Here is a 15,712-nt window from a genome sequence, read left to right on the forward strand (position 1 = left end):
TGGGGATGGACCATGCCGGCACTGATGATCCGCGAAGACATGCCGCCTGGTGAGTTGCGTCGATTGGCGAAAGCGGAGCGAGATCTGCGGGAGGCGCGACGCCTGCTGGCGATTGCGGCGGCCCTTGAGGGTCTGAGCCGCGAGGTGGCGGCCCGCATTGCCGGCATGGCCCGGCAGACGCTGCGGGACTGGGTTATCCGCTACAACCGGGGCGGGCTGGCTCTTTCCTTAAGCTTGGCCATTCTGGCTTCTCCCTATTGACCCCAGGCTCAGCCCACAAACCGTAGGTGGGCTGCCGGGCAGGAGCATCATACTGGGCACAAGGGCCTTCACGGGGAAAAGGGAGCCGGTTCAATGCCTTGCCTGCCAAGCAAGGACTTGTGCGGACGTTGGCGGACGCACACGGATGTCAGCGGAAAGTTGAAAATGGCGGAGGGGGTGCAGCTGTTCACAAACGGCCTCCCGCAGATTTCCGCGCGGCTTCTATGGCGTCTGGAGGGGCTGCGCGAGCCAGAGCGAAAAGTAGCGTAGCCCAGCGAACCAGAGCGCAACTGGCGGACAGGGTGGGATTCGAACCCACGATACGCTTTTGACGTATACGCACTTTCCAGGCGCGCGCCTTCGACCGCTCGGCCACCTGTCCGGAGGGCAAGCCTCGATCCGGTCCTGACCGGACCGGCGTCGCTTGCCCAACTCAGCAAGATCCCTAGATTAGGTCACGAACCCGCTCCAGGGCGGCGGACCATAATCAGGCGGCCGGCGCGGGGCAAGCGGCTACGTGTCGCTTTCCGCATATGGGTTGGTCGTGCCGCGGAGCTGCAACCGGATGGGCACGCCAGGCATGGCGAAGGCCTCGCGGAAGCCATTCACCAGGTAGCGGCGGTAGTCCTCGGGCAGTTGCTCGGCACGGGTGCCGAAGACCACAACGGTCGGCGGCCGGGCCTTCGGCATCGTGGCGTAGCGTAGCTTGATCCGCCGCCCCTCGGAGAGCGGCGGCGGGTGGCGGGTCAGCATCGCCTCGAACCAGCGGTTCAGCTCGCCGGTCGGGATGCGGCGGTTCCAATGGCCATAGGCCTCGCGCACCGCCGGCATCAGCTTCTCGACCCCGCGGCCGGTCTGGGCCGAGAGCGGCACCACGGTGATGCCGCGCATCTGGGCGAGGCTCGCCGTCAGCACATCCTCGATGCGGCGGCGGGCGGCGGCGCGGTCCTCCACCGCATCCCACTTGTTCAGCGCGATGACCACGGCCCGCCCCTCGCGCTCGGCCAGGCGGGCGAGGCGCAGCTCCTGCTCCTCCATCCCCAGCAGGGCGTCAATGACGAGGATGGCGACCTCGCATTCCTTCAACGCGGCGATGGAGGCGGCGGCCGACATTTTTTCCAGCGCCTGCTCGATGCGGGCCTTCTTGCGGAGGCCGGCGGTATCGACGAGGCGGACGAGGGCGCCGGTCTCGTCCCGCCATTCGACGGCGACGGAATCGCGGGTCAGCCCGGGCTCCGGCCCAGTGATCATCCGCTCCTGGCCGAGCAGGGCGTTCAGCAGGGTCGATTTCCCGGCATTGGGGCGGCCGATGATGGCGAGGCGGAGGGGGCGGTCCGGATCCTCCTTCTCCTCGGCTTCGGCGGGGAGGTGCTCGCGGATGGCGTCGTGCAGCTCGCCCATGCCGTCGCCATGCTCGGCGGAGATCGCCACCGGGTCGCCGAGGCCGAGCTCATAGGCCTCGAAGGCGGCCTGGCCGCCGAAGCGGCCCTCCGTCTTGTTCGCCACCAGAATGACCGGCACCGATTGGCGGCGCAGCCAAGTGGCGAAAGCGCGGTCGGCCGGGGTCAGACCGGTCCGCGCGTCCATGACGAAGAGGGCGAGGTCCGCCTCGCGCAGCGCTGCCTCGGAGCTGGCGCGCATACGGCCCTGGATGGTCTCGGGCGCCGCCTCCTCGAGGCCGGCGGTGTCCAGCAGGCGGACATCGCGGCCGGCGATGCGGGCCTCGGCCTCCTTGCGGTCGCGGGTGACGCCTGGGGTGTCATCCACGATGGCGATCTTCCGGCCGACCAGCCGGTTGAAGAGGCTCGACTTGCCGACATTCGGGCGGCCGAGGATGACGATGGTGGGGAGCATGGCTGCTCCTAACGCATCGGGCGCCGAATGTCCCCCTCTCAGGCGCCCTGGAGCGCCGCCACCACCGCATCTTCCGTCAGGACATACATGACGCCGCCGGCGATGGCCGGGGGCAGCATGACGCCGTCCGGCAGGCGAACCCGGCCGGCGATCTCGCCGTTCGACGGATCGACCTCCACCAGCTGCGCATTGCTGCCGGCGACCAGCAGCCGTCCGCCGGCAAGTACCGGGGCGGCCCATTGGATGGGGTCCCGCCGCCGCCTCTCGTCCTTAAAGCGTTGCAGGCTGGTGATCCAGCGCACCCGCCCGTCGTCGCGGCCGAGGCAGGCGATTTCGGCCCCCGTCGTCAGCAGGAACACCCAGTCGCCCGCTATCCAGGGCGTCTCCGCCGCCGCCACGTCCCGCTCCCAAAGCCGCCGGCCGGAGCGCAGGTCGAGGGCGATGGTGATGCCGCCGAGGCCGCTGGCGAAGACCCGGGCGCGGTCGATCACCGGCAGGGCGGTGATGGCGGCGATGTCGGCCAGGCCGCCGCCATTGGCCGAGCTCAGCGTCTCGCTCCATTGCGCGCGGCCGTCGCTCGCCCGGATCGCCGCCAGCTCGCCGGAGCCGAAGCCGGCGACAACCGTCTCGCCCTCCACCGCTGCGGCCGGCAGGCCGAGCGCCATGGTGACGGTCGGCTGGCCGCGATAGGTCCAGAGTGTCTTCCCGTCCTCGACCGAGAGGGCGAGCAGGTGGTTCTCGGTGGTCGTCACATAGGCGCGGCCATTGGCCACGGTCAGCGCCCCGCGCGCCGGGGCGGGCAGGTCGACCCGCCAGCGCGGCTTGCCGTCGTTCGGGTCGAGCGCCATCGCCTCGGCCATGCCGGTGGCGAGGTAGAGCGTGCCGTTGTCGAAGGCGAGGGCGGTGCCGAGCGCGCCGTCGCGGTCCTTCTCCGGCCGGGTGTCGAAGGACCAGCGGCGGCGGCCGTCGAGCGCCGTCAGCGCCGTCACCGTCCCCAGCGCATCGGCCGCATAGACCGCGCCGCCGGCGACGATGGGCGGCGCCAGCAGCCGGCGGCGATAGGCGGTGCCGGTGCCGATGCCGGTCCGCCAGGCCTCGCCGAGGCGGAGGCCGAGAGCGGGGTGGCCCGGCGCATGGCCGATGGTGCCGCCGGCCTGGGGCCAGTCGGCATTCAGCATCGGCGGTGGCAGGGTGATGGCGGCTTGCGCGCCCTCGTCGATGTTCAGCGGGCGCTCGACGGCCAGCACCGGACGGCGCTCGCCGCGCAGCGGCACCTTCCGCTCGCCGAAGATGCCGTCGAAGGTGTCGGTGATCGACTCGCAGCCGGCCAGCAGGCCCACGCCGCCCAGCAGGGCGGCGCGTCGGGTGAAGGTGTTCCGCATCAGCCGCCGATCTCCGCGAGCACCTTGCGGGCCCGGTCGCGCACCCCCTGAGGGGCGGCCGGGTTGGTGGTCAGGCCGGTGAGCAATTGCTTCGCCTCCTCCGTCGCGCCGCGCTTCATGGCGGCCAGGGCCCGGATTTCCTGCACCGAGGCGCCCCAGGGGCCGGTGGCCAGGGGGGCGAGGCGGCTCTCGATCGCGGCCGGGTCGCCGCCATCGAGCGAATGCAGGCCCCACATGACCGTACCGAGGTCACGGTAGATCTGGTCGATCGCGCCGTCGCGGGCGACTTCTTCCCAAAGGGCGAGGGCCCCGGCGCGGTCGCCGGCCTCGGCCCTCAGCGCCGCGGCGCGGAGGCGGGCGAGCCCGCGATAGCCGGGCGGCGCCTCGGCGGCCATGGCGGCGAAGCGGTCGGCCGCAGCCTTGCCATCGGCGCCGGGCTCGGCGGCGGATTTGTTGACGGCCATGTAGACCTCGGCGGTCTGCGCGGCCTGGCGGGCCTGCCACCAGCGCCAGCCCTGCCACCCACCGACGCAGGCGACGGCCAGCAGCATCAACCCGGCCAGCAGCCCGCCATAGCGGGCCATCAGCCGCTTCATGCGCTCGGCGCGGAGGTCTTCCTCCACCTCGTCGAAGATGTCGGCCACGCGGTCCCTTCCCCGGAACAAGGGGCGGTGCATAGCAGCCTGTTGGCAGGGCGTTAAGTCCGCTGCGCATAGGCTGCCGGGCGATGCGATGGATGCTCCCCTTCTTCCTGATCCTGCTGGCGGGCTGCGAGTCGCTGACCATGGGCGCGGCCGTGACCGCGGGCTCGGTCGCCGTGATCGGGCGGTCGCCGGTGGATGCGGTGGTCTCGGCGGCGACGGGGCGGGATTGCTCCGTGGTGCGGCTGGACCGGGGGCAGGACTACTGCAAAGCGGCGGAGGCACCGCCGGCGCCGCCGCCCTATTGCACGCGGAGCCTCGGCCGCGTCGATTGCTGGACGGCACCGGTACCGGGCCGGCGAGGCGTGGCAGACGGGCCGGCGACCCTCAACTTGGCGCAGGAGGCCAACCGGACGCGGCGCTGGCCGGGACTCTGGTAGGCTGCGCGCTGGATCAGATCGCCACCCGCACCCCGAGCTCCACCACCCGGTCGGAGGGGATGCGGAAGAACTCCGTCGCCGGCACCGCATTGCGAGACATGAAGGTGTAGAGCCACTGTCGCCAGCGCGACATCTTCGGCACCACCGCCTGCACCAGCGTCTCCCGCCCGAGAAAGTAGCTGGACTGCATCGGGTCGAAGGCGACGCCCTCCTCGCGCAGGCTTTCCAGCTCGCGCGGGATGTGCGGGCTCTCCTGGAAGCCGTAGCGCAGGATCACCCGGTGGATGCCGGCGGCGAGCTCCTGCACCTCCCGCCGCCGCTCAGGCCCGACTTGCGGCACGTCCTCGTTCGTCACGGTGACGAAGAGCACCCGCTCATGCAGCACCTTGTTGTGCTTCAGGTTGTGCAGCAGCGCGCCAGGAACGTAGTCCGCCTGGCCCGTCATGAAGACGGCGATGCCGGGTACGCGGATGGTCCGGCTTTGCGGCAATCGGGCGAGGAAGCTCTTCAGCGGCAGGCTGTCCTGGCGGAAGCGGGCGAAGAGCAGCTGCCGGCCACGATACCAGGTGTTCATCAGCAGCATCAGCATGGCGCCGAGCACCAGCGGCACATAGCCGCCATCCGGAATCTTCAGCACGTTGGAGATGAAGAAGACCAGGTCGAGCGCCAGCAGCGGCCCGAAGACCGCAGTGACCAGGGCGATCGACCAGCCAAACTGCCGGTGGAAAACCAGCACGGCGAGGCCGGAGGTGCAGACGAAGGTGCCCGTCACCGCGATGCCATAGGCCGCCGCCAGGCTATCCGAACTCTTGAAGGCCAGCACCAGGATCAGCACACCGGCCAGCAGGGCGAAATTCACCTGCGGCAGGTAGATCTGCCCCTCCTCCGTCTCGCTCGTGTGCCGCACCTCGAGCCGCGGGCAGAAGCCGAGCTGGACGCATTGCCGAGCGATGGAATATGCACCGGAGATCATCGCCTGGCTGGCGATGATGGTCGCCATCGTCGCCAGGATCACCAGCGGCAGGCGCAGCCATTCCGGCGCCAGCAGGAAGAAGGGATTCTCCAGCGCCGCCGGCTCCGAGAGCAGCAGCGCTCCCTGGCCGAAGTAGTTGAGCGACAGGCAGGGCAGCACGAAGACCAGCCAGACCAGCTTGATCGGCCGTTTGCCGAAATGCCCCATATCCGCATAGAGCGCCTCCGCCCCCGTCACCGCCAGCACCACGCTGCCCATGGCGATGAAGGCCGCCAGCCGGTAGACGGCGCAGAAATGGATGGCATAGGTCGGCGAGAGGGCGACGAGCACCTCCGGCTCCCGCACGACTTCGATCAGCCCGAGCACCCCGATCGTGCCGAACCAGAGCGCGCAGACCGGCCCGAAGATCGCTCCCATGCTCCCCGTGCCGCGGTACTGGACGAGGAAGAGCGCGATCAGGATGACGATGGAAAGTGGGATCACCACGCCGTCGAAGCTGTCGGAGACGACCTTCAGCCCCTCCACCGCCGAAAGCACGGAGATGGCCGGGGTGATGATGCCGTCGCCGAAGAAGAGGCAGGCACCCGCCATGCCGACCAGCGCCACCCACCAGCGCCCGCGCTCCGTCCGGGCGCTGCGCTGGGCGAGGGCCATCAGCGCCAGGATGCCGCCTTCGCCCTTGTTGTCGGCCTGGAGAACGAAGACGACGTATTTCACCGTGACGGTGAGGATGAGCGACCAGAAGATCAGGCTGAGCAGCCCGAGCACCTCCCACCGCTCCACCCCATCGGCGGCGAAATGCAGGACGGAGGCTTTCAGCGCATAGAGCGGGCTGGTGCCGATATCGCCATAGACGACGCCGAGCACGCCCAGGATCATGGCGGGGGTCAGGGCGCGCCGTTGGCCGGCCTCGGAGGGAGCGTGCAAGGATTGGGGCCCGGGGGTTCAGGGGGGCGTAACGCATAGGCCCGGTCCCGGTTGGCATGCAAGGGCCGGCCCCGGAGCAGGTGGCCGGCCCGCCGGGGCTCAGTGCCCGCGGAGGATCTGGCTGAGGAAGGTCTTCAGCCGCTCGGTCTGCGGGTTCTCGAACAGGTGGTTCGGCGCGCCCATCTCGACGATCTCGCCGCGGTCCATGAACACCACCCGGTCCGCCACCTGCCGGGCGAAGCCCATCTCATGGGTGACGCAGATCATGGTCATGCCCGTCTCGGCAAGGCTGACCATGGTGTCGAGCACCTCCTTGATCATCTCCGGGTCGAGCGCCGAGGTCGGCTCGTCGAACAGCATGATCTTCGGCTTCATGCAGAGGGCGCGGGCGATGGCGACGCGCTGCTGCTGCCCACCCGAGAGCTGGCCCGGGTACTTCTTCGCCTGCTCCGGGATGCGCACCCGGGTCAGGTACTCCATCGCCAGCTCCTCCGCCTCCTTCTTCGGCATCCGGCGGACCCAGATCGGCGCCAGGGTGCAGTTCTCGAGGATGGTGAGGTGGGGGAAGAGGTTGAAGCTCTGGAAGACCATGCCGACCTCGCGGCGGATGTCGTCCAGCGCCTTCAGGTCGTCGGACAGCTCGATCCCGTTGACCAGGATCTTGCCCTCCTGATGCGTCTCGAGGCGGTTGATGCAGCGGATCATGGTGGACTTGCCGGAGCCCGAGGGCCCGCAGACCACCACCCGCTCGCCGAGCGCGACGTTGAGGGACACGTCGCGCAGGACATGCAGCGCGCCGAACCACTTGTTGACCTTGTCGAGCATGATGGCCGGCGGCGCATCCACCCGCGCGGCCGAGGCGATGTGGTCCAGGGTCTCGCTCATCGTTTGGTTCCCCTCAGCGTGCGCGGTGGCGGTTGAGCTCCGCCTCCAGGCCCTGGCTGTACTTGCTCATGGCGAAGCAGAAGATGAAGTAGATGGCGCCGACGGTCAGGTAGACCTCGATGCCGAAGCCCTGCCAGGCCGGCTCGATGATCGCTGTCTTGCCCGCGGTCAGCAGGTCGAAGATGCCGATGATGAGGACGAGGCTGGTGTCCTTGAAGAAGCCGATGAAGGTGTTCACCAGCGGCGGGATCACCAGGCGCAGCGCCTGCGGCAGGATGATGAAGCCGGTCTTCTGCCAATAGGAGAGGCCGAGCGCGTCCGCCGCCTCGTACTGCCCTTTGGAGAGGGATTGCAGCCCGCCGCGCACCACCTCGGCCAGGTAGGCGCCGGCGAAGAGGATGATGGCGATCTGCGCCCGCAGCAGCTTGTCGATGTTCATCCCCTCGGGGAGGAAGAGCGGGAACATCACGCTGGCCATGAAGAGCAGGCTGATGAGGGGCACGCCGCGGATCAGCTCGACATAGATCACGCAGAGCGCCTTGATCGCCGGCAGTTTCGACCGCCGTCCGAGCGCCACGAGGATGGCGAGCGGGAAGGCAAGGGCAAGGCCGAAGGTCGCCAGGATCAGGGTGATGACGAGCCCGCCCCAGCGCTCCTGCGGCACATAGGTGAGGCCGAGCACGCCGCCCCACATCAGCACGCCGATCAGCGTCAGCACGCCGACCCAGATCAGCGCCAGCTCCTTCCGCCAGAAGCGTCGCATGGCGGAGACGATGTAGAGGCCGACAAAGAGCGCGATGCAGAGCGCCGGGCGCCAGTGCTCCTCATAGGGGTAGGTGCCGAAGAGGATGAAGCGGTGCTTCTCCGTGATCACCGCCCAGCAGGCGCCGGTGCCGCGCAGGTCGCGGCAGGCCTGGGTCTGGTTGTTCGGCACCGACCAGACCGCGTTGATGAAGGCCCAGTCGACGAAGCCGATCGCCCAGCGGACGATCAGATAGGCCAGCAGCAGGGTGACGGCGGTCGAAAGCCAGCCGGAGAAGAGGTTGGCCCGCATCCAGCCGACGAAGCCGACTTGGGAGATCGGCGCGCTGCGCGGCGCCGCCTCGGCGACCTTGGCGCTGGCGTTGAGGGTGATGTCGCTCATGGCTCAGCGCTCCACCAGCGCGATGCGCGCATTGTACCAGTTCATGAAGAGGCTGATCGACAGGCTGATCGAGAGATAGACCAGCATGATGATGGCGATGCCCTCGATCGCCTGGCCGGTCTGGTTCAGCGTCGTGTTGGCGATCGAGACGATGTCCTGGTAGCCGATCGCGACGGCCAGCGAGCTGTTCTTGGTGATGTTGAGGTACTGGCTCGTCATCGGCGGGATGATGACGCGCAGCGCCTGCGGCAGCACCACCTGCTTCAGCACCTGGCCGGAGCGGAGGCCGAGCGCCTGCGCCGCCTCCCACTGGCCATGCGGCACGGCGAGGATACCGGCGCGCACGATCTCGGCGATGAAGCCGGCCGTGTAGGTGGTCAGCCCCAGCAGCAGGGCGAAGTACTCGGGGCTCATGTTGAGCCCGCCCCGGAAGTTGAAGCCGCGCAGTTCCGGCCAGTCGACCGTCCAGGGCGCGCCGGCCGCGGCCCAGATGGCCACCGGCAGCACGAGGAGGCAGCCGAGCGCCACCGGCCAGACCGGCCGCGGCTTGCCGTCGAGGATGCGCTTGCGGATGGCGTCGCGCCGGTAGAACCAGGTGAAGAGGGCGCCGAGGGCGAAGGCGAGCAGCGCATAGGAATGCGCGTCCTGCCACTCGATCCAGGGCAGCTTGAGGCCGCGGTTGGAGAGGAAGACGCCGCCCACCGGATGCAGCGCCTGGCGCGGACCGGGCAGGCCCTGGAGGATGGCGTACCAGAAGAGCAGCTGCAGCAGCAGCGGCAGGTCGCGGATCACCTCGATATAGACGCCGGCGATCTTGGAGAGCAGCCAGTTCTTCGACAGGCGCGCGATGCCGATCAGCGTGCCGAAGATGGTCGCGAGCACGATGCCGACGATGGCGACCTTCAGCGTATTCAGCAGGCCGATGAGAAGGGCGCGGAAATAGGTGTCGGTCGGGCTGTAGGGGATGAGGTTCTCGGCGATCGGCAGCCCCGCCTCGCGGCCGAGGAAGCCGAAGCCGGTGGCGATGCGCCGGACCTCGAGGTTGTGCACGGTGTTCGACCAGAGCCACCAGACGATGGCGCCGACGATGCCGACGACGAGGATCTGCCAGACGATGGCGCGGACCCGCTCGTCGGACCAGGAGAGCCGCAGCGGCCGCCGGGGCGGGGCGCGCAGCGAACGCGGGTCGATGGTGGTCTGGGACATGGCGCCCTCTCGCTCCAGGCCGAAGGCGGGGCCGGCCCTGTGGCCGACCCCTGTTGGGATCAGCGGAAGGGCGGCGAGTATTGCAGCCCGCCGGTGGTCGTCCAGAGCGCATTGGGCCCGCGCTGGATGCCGATCGGCTTCAGCGAGCGGTCGAACACCTCGCCATAATTGCCGACCGCCTTAAGGACGTTCACGGCCCAGAGGTTGTCAAGGCCGAGCATCTTGCCGAGCTCGCCGTTCTTGCCGAGCATACGCTGCACCTCCGGCCGCGGGTCGTTCGCCATCCGGTCGAGATTCGCCTGGGTGATGCCGAACTCCTCGGCGCTCAGCAGCAGGTAATGCGTCCAGCGCACGATGTCGGCGAAGCGCGCATCGCCCTGCCGCACGCCGACAGCCAGCGGCTCCTTGCTGATGACCTCGGGCAGGATGAGGTAGTCGTCGGGCTTCGGCTGGGCCGAGCGCGTGGCGGCGAGGCCGGAGACGTCGGTGGTGTAGGCATCGCAGCGCCCGGCAACGAAGGCGGCGACGAGCTCCTCCAGCCGCTCGATGACGACCGGGGTGAAGCGGATGCGGTTGGCCCGCGCCCAGTCGGAGAGGTTCTGCTCGGTCGTGGTGCCGGGCTGGACGCAGATGGTGGCGCCCTCCAGCTCCTTCGCCGACTTCACGCCGAGGGCGGTCTTCACCATGAAGCCCTGGCCGTCATAGAAATTGGTGGCGGCGAAGTCGAGGCCGAGCGCGGTGTCGCGCGAGAGCGTCCAGGTCGTGTTGCGGGCGAGGACATCGACCTCGCCCGATTGCAGGGCGGTGAAGCGCACCTGGGCGGTGGTCGGCACGTAGCGCACCTTGTTCGGATCGCCGAAGATGGCAGCCGAGATGGCGCGGCAATAGTCCACGTCGAAGCCACGCCAGACGCCCTGGCTGTCAGGCTGGGCGAAGCCGGCAAGGCCGGTGTTCACGCCGCAGATCAACTGCCCGCGGGCGCGGACGGCATCAAGCGTATTGGCCGGCGCCTGCTGTGCCTGAGCGAGGCCAGGCACGGCCAGCGTCAGGCCCAGGGCTGCCATGCCCAGAGCACGTTTCAAGAAAAGCCCGAAATGGGGCATCAACTCCGTCTCCCGTTCTGGACGCCCCTGTCCGGGGGCAAGTCCCTGTCCCTGCTTGTCCAGCAAATGCTGCGCCACGGAGCGTTGTCGAGGCAACGCCCTATCGCCCTCCGCATCGCCGGACTGCGGCCGATAGCAGAGCGTCATGGAATTGCGAAGCAATCGGTTAAGCTTTACCGGCTCGCGAGGCGTATTTTGCCCAAAATCCAGGCGCCGGCCTAATTGGCGGACGAATCAACCGGCGGCTGGTGCCGCCGGCAGGGTGAGGCGCAACCCGTCCGGGGCCATCTCGGCCGTGCCGCCGCTGGTGCGGGCGAGGGCGGCCAGGGCGTCAAGGCCGGGCAGCGCCATCCCTTCCGGATGTTGGACGGCCAGCGCCACGCCGCCGTCCCGTAACTCGAGCAACATGCGGAGGGCACCGCCGCGCGGCATGGCCTCCGTCGCCTGCTGCGCCATCGCCAGCAGCGCATCCTCGAAGGCGGCGCGGTCCAGCAGAACCGGCGGGTCCTCCTCCGGCAGTTCGAGCTGGAAGGCGCCGCCGGTCGGCAGCAGGAGCGTCAGCAGCGGCTGCGCGGCGCGGAGGATATCCGACATCCTGAGCGCCGCGGTCTGCCCGACGGGCCGGCGCAGCAGGCTGAGGATGGCGCGGGTCGTGCCCTCCAGCCGCTTCGCCGCCTCCTGGATGCGGTCGAGCTGGCGCTGCGGCCCGCCGGGGGCGGCGGTGCGCTTCAGCAGCTCGAGATTGGCGAAAACGACGGTCAGCAGGTTGTTGATGTCGTGCTGCACCGGCCGCGCCAGGGTGGCGACGCTGGTGAGGCGCTTCGCCTGGATCTCGGTGGCCGAATCGGCTTGGTTGGGGGTCTCGCCCGTCATGAGGCGTGATGTATCGCGGTTATCCCGCGGCTGCATCCCTTTATTAAGACAGGGACTCGGCCACCTCGCGGAACAGCCGGGCGGGGAGGGTGCCGCCGCGGACATCGTCCATCGGCCGGGCATCGTCATTGCCGAGCCAGACGCCGATCACCTGCCCGCCGACCATGCCGATGAACCAGGCATCGCGTGAATCCTGGGTCGTCCCGGTCTTGCCGGCGACGCTGCGGCCGGGCACGGCGGCGGCGCGGCCGCTGCCGCGGGCGACCACGGCCTCCAGCATCCGGCGCAGCTCGGCGGTGTGTTCGGCGGCGACGGCACGGCGCGCCGCGGCGCGGACCATCGGCAGGGGGCGGCCGGCGGCACTCGCCGAGGCGATGCCGAAGGGGGTGACGCGCATCCCGCCATTGGCGATCGCGGCATAGCCGGCGGCGAGGTCGAGCAGGTTGACCTCGCCGGTGCCGAGGGCGAGCGACGCATCCTTCGGGAAGCGGCCCTCGATGCCGAGGCGGGCGGCCATCTCCATGGCGCCCCGCGGTCCGCCGGCGCGGTAGAGGACGCGCACCGCGGCGGTGTTGACGGAGTTGGCCAGCGCCTCCTCCATCGTGATCTCGCCGCGGGCGCGCCAAGCGCCGTTGCCGGGCGACCAGCCGCCGAGATTGAGCGGCAGGTCGGACACGGCATCGTCCGGCCGCATCCCCTGCTCCAGCGCCGCGAGGTAGTAGATGGGCTTGAAGGCGGAGCCGGGCTGGCGACGCGCATCGGTCGCGCGGTTGAACTGGCTGGCGTGGTAGTCCCGCCCACCGGCCATGGCGCGGACGGCGCCGCTCGCGGCATCGAGGACGAGGACGGCGCCCTGGGAGACGCCGGCCCGGGCGCCCGGGCCGGCGAGCAGGGCTTCGAGCCGGGCTTCGACCGCCGCCTGCAGGCGGGTGTCGAGCGTGGCGCGGAGCGTGAGGTCGGCGTTGCCGGGGAAGCTCTCGCCCAGGTTCTCGAGCGCCCAGTCGGCGAACCAGCCGGCCTGGCCGGAGCGCGGCGGCGGCAGGCGCATGCGGGCGAGCTCGGCCTCCATCTGCGCACTCGTGATGGCGCGGGTGGCGACCATCGCCTCCAGCACCTCGGAGGCGCGGGCGACGGCGAGGTCGGGCGAGGCGCGCGGGTTGAGGCGGGAGGGCGCCTTCGGCAGGCCCGCCAGCAGGGCGGATTGCCAGAGCTGCAGGCGCCGCGCGGGCAGGTTGAAGAAGAGCCGCGCGGCGGCATCCACCCCATAGGCGCCGGCGCCGAGATAGACGCGGTTGAGGTAGATCTCCAGCAGCTGGTCCTTGCTGAAGCGGCGCTCCAGCCAGAGGGCCAGCAGGGCCTCCTGCACCTTGCGGCGGAAATTCCGCTCCGGCGTCAGGAAGAGGTTCTTGGCGAGCTGCTGGGTGAGGGTGGAGCCGCCCTGCACCACCTCGCCTGCGCGCCAATTGGCATGGGCGGCGCGGGCCATGCCCCAGAGATCGATGCCGGGATGGCTGCGGAAGCGGCGGTCCTCAATGGCCATCAGCGCGGCCGGGAGATGGGCAGGCAGGTCGCGCAGGCGGACGACCTCGCCATAGAGGTCGCCCTGGTTGGCCAGTACCGTGCCATCCCCCGCCAGCAGGGTGACGGCGGGGCGGCGGGTGGCGGCAGGCAGGCTGTCGGGCCGCGGCAGGTCCCAGGCGAAGACCAGCAGCAGCAGGGCGAGGGCGACGGTGCCCCAGATGCCGATCAGCAGCGGCCAGCGCAGCCAGCGCCAGCCGCCGCGGCGGGCCGCGCGGGCAGGGCTGGGGGGAGCTGCGGGGGCCGGGCGGACGCTGGCCGCGGGCGGGGGGGGCCGGCGCGGGCGCTTCCGGGCAGCCTGCGCCGGTGGCATGCGGGTTTATAGACCTGTGGGGTGGACCGGATAAAGGCTCGTGGCGCCGGGTTTGAATTTTTGAGGCGGACCGCTGCCAAGCCTTTGAAGAGCTTCGGTTCTTAAGGGAAATTTTAGATTTTAGGAGTTTAGTGGGGTGGAGCGCGGGCGCAGCGCAGGTGGCGATGCGCAGACTATAGTCCTATAGGCGACGAAACGGAAGGGCGTTCATTTCGTTTTGAGTTTGCAATTTTATGCTGCGCCGTCCATGGTTTCGCCTCATGAGATTGTGTCTCGATCTTGTCACAACTCAAGGTAGAAAGGCATCTCAAGAGCAAGAATCCCGGGGAGCGCACAGCAATGTCGCACACAGCCAGACTGCCGCAATTCGCCATGCCGCGTCCGGCCGACCTGGCCGCCGCTCCTCGAGGGCCGCTTCATCCGCGCCTCAAGCAGGCCCGGTTGGAGGCCGGGGTGACCCTGGCGCAGATGGGCCGCGCCCTCGGCGTCAGCCCGCAGCAGATCCTGAAATACGAGACCGGGCAGAACCGCCTCTGCGCCTCGCGCCTGCCCTCCTGGGCGATGACCTGCGGGGTAACGGTGGACGATCTGCTCGGCCAGGGCGTCGAGGCGCCGCCGGGGACGCTCGGCGAGGGGGTGGACAGCCTGGTGCGGGCCTTCATCTCCATTGCCGATGCCGGGGTGCGGCGGGCGCTGGTGGAGACCGCCAAGGCGCTGGCCGAGGCGGATCGGCAGCGGCGGGCGGGATCCTAGAGTGCTTGCGATGCGCCGAGGCGAACGGCGAGCGCTCCAGCCATTTGCTTGATCGGGGAAACTCCGCAGGACGCAACCACGCAGCGTCCTGGATGGGCGTCCCGGGACCCAGGCAAACGAAAGGGCGCCCGAGGGCGCCCTGCCGTGACATCCGGGGCCTTAGGCCCTGGGCTCAGCCACCCTGGCCAGTGAGGCGGCCGGCGAGGGTCGGGCTGGCCTCGGTGGCGGGGACGAGGACGAGGGCCTGCTCGCGGCCGCCGCCGACCAGGCGGGTGACGTAGCCGGTCTCGCCCTGGGTCGTGGTCGGGCCGGAATAGGCCAGGCTGCGATTGGTGGCCTCGCCGGTGATGCGGGCATAGCCGCCGCCGACGACATTCCGGCTCGGCTCCGCGTATTCGACGCGGGGGCCACCATCGGCACCGCCGCCGATCAGGCGGGGGCCGGCATCCTGGGCTTGGGCGGCACCGGCTGCGGCAAGAGCAATCACTGAAGCAAATACAGTATGGCGGATCATGGTCTGTCTTCCTGTCTGGGAGACGGGTGGAGGGGATCGGAAATCCCCGTCGGCCTCGTCTGTTGACGGGAAGATGGCCCCTTCGGCCGCGGCGGGCCAATGCGGAAGCCGGATAGGGTCCATCCATCGGATGGATGAGGCCGGGGGCTGCGCTCCGCTTAGATCGTGGGCAGGGAGGATGCCATGCCGCGTTCCGTGACCCCTGATCTCGAGGCCGCCATCGACCGCTACTGCGCCGCTTTCGGCCGCGACGCGTTGCCCTGCCTGTTCCACGCGATGCGGGACGGGGGCGAGGCGGTGGCGGCCGCCATGCTCGACCATGCGGTCAGGGCCGGGCGGCCGCTCGCCTATGCGGCGGTGGCCGCGGCGCTCGGCGCCGTGCCGGCGCTCGGCGGGGCGCTGTAGCCGGCGGCCGGAGAGATTCGCCGGGTCGCGCCGGGGCCGCCATCACCCGCATTTCGGAGTCGCAGGCATGCGGCCCGACGGAGAGGGAGATGACCGTCCGCCGCACCGGCTCGGCACCCTTCCGCGGGAGAGGAGCGTCATCTCGCAACCTTCAGCAGGGCGAGGCGCGACCGGCAGCGGCCGTCAACCACCCGGCCGTTCGCCGGCACGGCGATGCCGGTGGCGGGGAGGAGGATGGCGGAGGCCGAGAACCGGCCGCGCCAGCGGGCGATGGTGGCCTTCGGCGCCAGGGAAGGTCGGGGAAGGCGGCAGCGACGGGTTCAAGGCTCAAGCGGATCATTCCCGGATGCGGCAGCCTTCGGAATGGTCCGATTCCGCAACATGAAGGTTGCGGCTTCGAGCGATCTGGCGCGGGCGGCGGGGCGGGGGCAGGATCGGCCCATCACCTGGGAAGGAACCG

At 69.8% G+C, this 15,712-nt stretch carries 14 protein-coding genes, 1 tRNA gene and 1 pseudogene; 4 read left to right on the plus strand and 12 right to left on the minus strand.

Annotation, left to right across the window (positions count from 1 at the left end; genetic code table 11):
• Positions 1 to 12 precede the first annotated feature (12 nt).
• Positions 13 to 219, plus strand: a pseudogene (locus EP26_RS21335) (helix-turn-helix domain-containing protein); the annotation flags it as partial.
• A gap of 333 nt (positions 220 to 552) precedes the next feature.
• Here the strand turns inward: EP26_RS21335 and EP26_RS21340 are convergent.
• From EP26_RS21340 to EP26_RS21355, 4 genes are all read right to left on the minus strand, one after another.
• Positions 553 to 643: transfer RNA gene (locus EP26_RS21340), tRNA-Ser, on the minus strand.
• Between the two features lie 131 nt (positions 644 to 774).
• Positions 775 to 2,115 (minus strand): ribosome biogenesis GTPase Der, encoded by a 1,341-nt coding sequence (gene der, locus EP26_RS21345; RefSeq protein WP_043341680.1) that lies wholly within the window; start codon positions 2,113 to 2,115, stop codon positions 775 to 777.
• A 38-nt stretch (positions 2,116 to 2,153) separates the two neighbouring features.
• Positions 2,154 to 3,497: an outer membrane protein assembly factor BamB family protein gene (locus EP26_RS21350; protein WP_043341681.1), complete on the minus strand. Its 1,344-nt coding sequence runs from the start codon at positions 3,495 to 3,497 to the stop codon at positions 2,154 to 2,156.
• Positions 3,497 to 4,141, minus strand: coding sequence for a tetratricopeptide repeat protein (locus EP26_RS21355; RefSeq protein ID WP_052389472.1), 645 nt, complete (start codon positions 4,139 to 4,141; stop codon positions 3,497 to 3,499). The genes EP26_RS21350 and EP26_RS21355 overlap by 1 nt, the downstream gene beginning before the upstream one ends.
• A 92-nt stretch (positions 4,142 to 4,233) precedes the next feature.
• Between EP26_RS21355 and EP26_RS38220 the strand changes: the two genes are divergently transcribed.
• Complete coding sequence (locus EP26_RS38220; protein ID WP_157033658.1) at positions 4,234 to 4,578, plus strand: hypothetical protein; 345 nt, start codon at positions 4,234 to 4,236, stop codon at positions 4,576 to 4,578.
• Between the two features lie 13 nt (positions 4,579 to 4,591).
• Here EP26_RS38220 and EP26_RS21365 read toward each other — a convergent pair whose 3' ends face one another.
• From EP26_RS21365 to EP26_RS21395, 7 genes are all read right to left on the minus strand, one after another.
• Complete coding sequence (locus EP26_RS21365) at positions 4,592 to 6,430, minus strand: potassium transporter Kup (protein ID WP_043341682.1); 1,839 nt, start codon at positions 6,428 to 6,430, stop codon at positions 4,592 to 4,594.
• 147 nt (positions 6,431 to 6,577) lie between these two features.
• The gene (locus EP26_RS21370; protein WP_043341683.1) at positions 6,578 to 7,363 is read right to left on the minus strand and encodes an amino acid ABC transporter ATP-binding protein; all 786 of its coding nucleotides are present in this window, start codon (positions 7,361 to 7,363) and stop codon (positions 6,578 to 6,580) included.
• Between the two features lie 13 nt (positions 7,364 to 7,376).
• The gene (locus EP26_RS21375) at positions 7,377 to 8,507 is read right to left on the minus strand and encodes an amino acid ABC transporter permease (protein WP_043341684.1); all 1,131 of its coding nucleotides are present in this window, start codon (positions 8,505 to 8,507) and stop codon (positions 7,377 to 7,379) included.
• 3 nt (positions 8,508 to 8,510) lie between these two features.
• Entirely contained in the window at positions 8,511 to 9,713 is a 1,203-nt protein-coding gene (locus EP26_RS21380; RefSeq protein ID WP_043341686.1) for an amino acid ABC transporter permease, read from the minus strand.
• Positions 9,714 to 9,772: 59 nt separating this feature from the next.
• On the minus strand, positions 9,773 to 10,777 hold the full coding sequence (locus EP26_RS21385; protein ID WP_169747441.1) for an amino acid ABC transporter substrate-binding protein: 1,005 nt from the start codon (positions 10,775 to 10,777) through the stop codon (positions 9,773 to 9,775).
• Positions 10,778 to 11,050: 273 nt separating this feature from the next.
• Positions 11,051 to 11,689 (minus strand): histidine kinase dimerization/phospho-acceptor domain-containing protein, encoded by a 639-nt coding sequence (locus EP26_RS21390; RefSeq protein WP_043341691.1) that lies wholly within the window; start codon positions 11,687 to 11,689, stop codon positions 11,051 to 11,053.
• A 43-nt stretch (positions 11,690 to 11,732) separates the two neighbouring features.
• Positions 11,733 to 13,580 (minus strand): transglycosylase domain-containing protein, encoded by a 1,848-nt coding sequence (locus tag EP26_RS21395; protein WP_043341693.1) that lies wholly within the window; start codon positions 13,578 to 13,580, stop codon positions 11,733 to 11,735.
• A gap of 339 nt (positions 13,581 to 13,919) precedes the next feature.
• Between EP26_RS21395 and EP26_RS21400 the strand changes: the two genes are divergently transcribed.
• On the plus strand, positions 13,920 to 14,333 hold the full coding sequence (locus EP26_RS21400) for a helix-turn-helix domain-containing protein (RefSeq protein ID WP_052389474.1): 414 nt from the start codon (positions 13,920 to 13,922) through the stop codon (positions 14,331 to 14,333).
• Between the two features lie 172 nt (positions 14,334 to 14,505).
• On the opposite strand, the gene EP26_RS21405 is transcribed toward EP26_RS21400, so the two are convergent.
• Positions 14,506 to 14,847, minus strand: coding sequence for a hypothetical protein (locus EP26_RS21405; protein WP_043341695.1), 342 nt, complete (start codon positions 14,845 to 14,847; stop codon positions 14,506 to 14,508).
• 183 nt (positions 14,848 to 15,030) lie between these two features.
• Between EP26_RS21405 and EP26_RS21410 the strand changes: the two genes are divergently transcribed.
• Positions 15,031 to 15,252 carry a hypothetical protein gene (locus EP26_RS21410; protein WP_043341697.1) on the plus strand — a complete coding sequence of 74 codons (222 nt, stop codon included), beginning with the start codon at positions 15,031 to 15,033 and terminating at the stop codon, positions 15,250 to 15,252.
• Positions 15,253 to 15,712: the final 460 nt, after the last annotated feature.

The sequence above is a fragment of the Belnapia moabensis DSM 16746 genome, assembly GCF_000745835.1.
Taxonomy (GTDB): domain Bacteria; phylum Pseudomonadota; class Alphaproteobacteria; order Acetobacterales; family Acetobacteraceae; genus Belnapia; species Belnapia moabensis.

Excerpts from the sequence above, each read along its gene's own strand:
- EP26_RS21405 (WP_043341695.1), bottom strand. The coding sequence starts at position 14,847 with ATGATCCGCCATACTGTATTTGCTTCAGTGATTGCTCTTGCCGCAGCC.
- EP26_RS21395 (WP_043341693.1), bottom strand. The coding sequence starts at position 13,580 with ATGCCACCGGCGCAGGCTGCCCGGAAGCGCCCGCGCCGGCCCCCCCCG.
- EP26_RS21410 (WP_043341697.1), top strand. The coding sequence starts at position 15,031 with ATGCCGCGTTCCGTGACCCCTGATCTCGAGGCCGCCATCGACCGCTAC.
- EP26_RS21375 (WP_043341684.1), bottom strand. The coding sequence starts at position 8,507 with ATGAGCGACATCACCCTCAACGCCAGCGCCAAGGTCGCCGAGGCGGCG.
- EP26_RS21390 (WP_043341691.1), bottom strand. The coding sequence starts at position 11,689 with ATGACGGGCGAGACCCCCAACCAAGCCGATTCGGCCACCGAGATCCAG.
- EP26_RS21370 (WP_043341683.1), bottom strand. The coding sequence starts at position 7,363 with ATGAGCGAGACCCTGGACCACATCGCCTCGGCCGCGCGGGTGGATGCG.
- der (WP_043341680.1), bottom strand. The coding sequence starts at position 2,115 with ATGCTCCCCACCATCGTCATCCTCGGCCGCCCGAATGTCGGCAAGTCG.
- EP26_RS21365 (WP_043341682.1), bottom strand. The coding sequence starts at position 6,430 with ATGATCCTGGGCGTGCTCGGCGTCGTCTATGGCGATATCGGCACCAGC.
- EP26_RS21350 (WP_043341681.1), bottom strand. The coding sequence starts at position 3,497 with ATGCGGAACACCTTCACCCGACGCGCCGCCCTGCTGGGCGGCGTGGGC.
- EP26_RS38220 (WP_157033658.1), top strand. The coding sequence starts at position 4,234 with ATGCTCCCCTTCTTCCTGATCCTGCTGGCGGGCTGCGAGTCGCTGACC.
- EP26_RS21380 (WP_043341686.1), bottom strand. The coding sequence starts at position 9,713 with ATGTCCCAGACCACCATCGACCCGCGTTCGCTGCGCGCCCCGCCCCGG.
- EP26_RS21400 (WP_052389474.1), top strand. The coding sequence starts at position 13,920 with ATGTCGCACACAGCCAGACTGCCGCAATTCGCCATGCCGCGTCCGGCC.
- EP26_RS21385 (WP_169747441.1), bottom strand. The coding sequence starts at position 10,777 with ATGGCAGCCCTGGGCCTGACGCTGGCCGTGCCTGGCCTCGCTCAGGCA.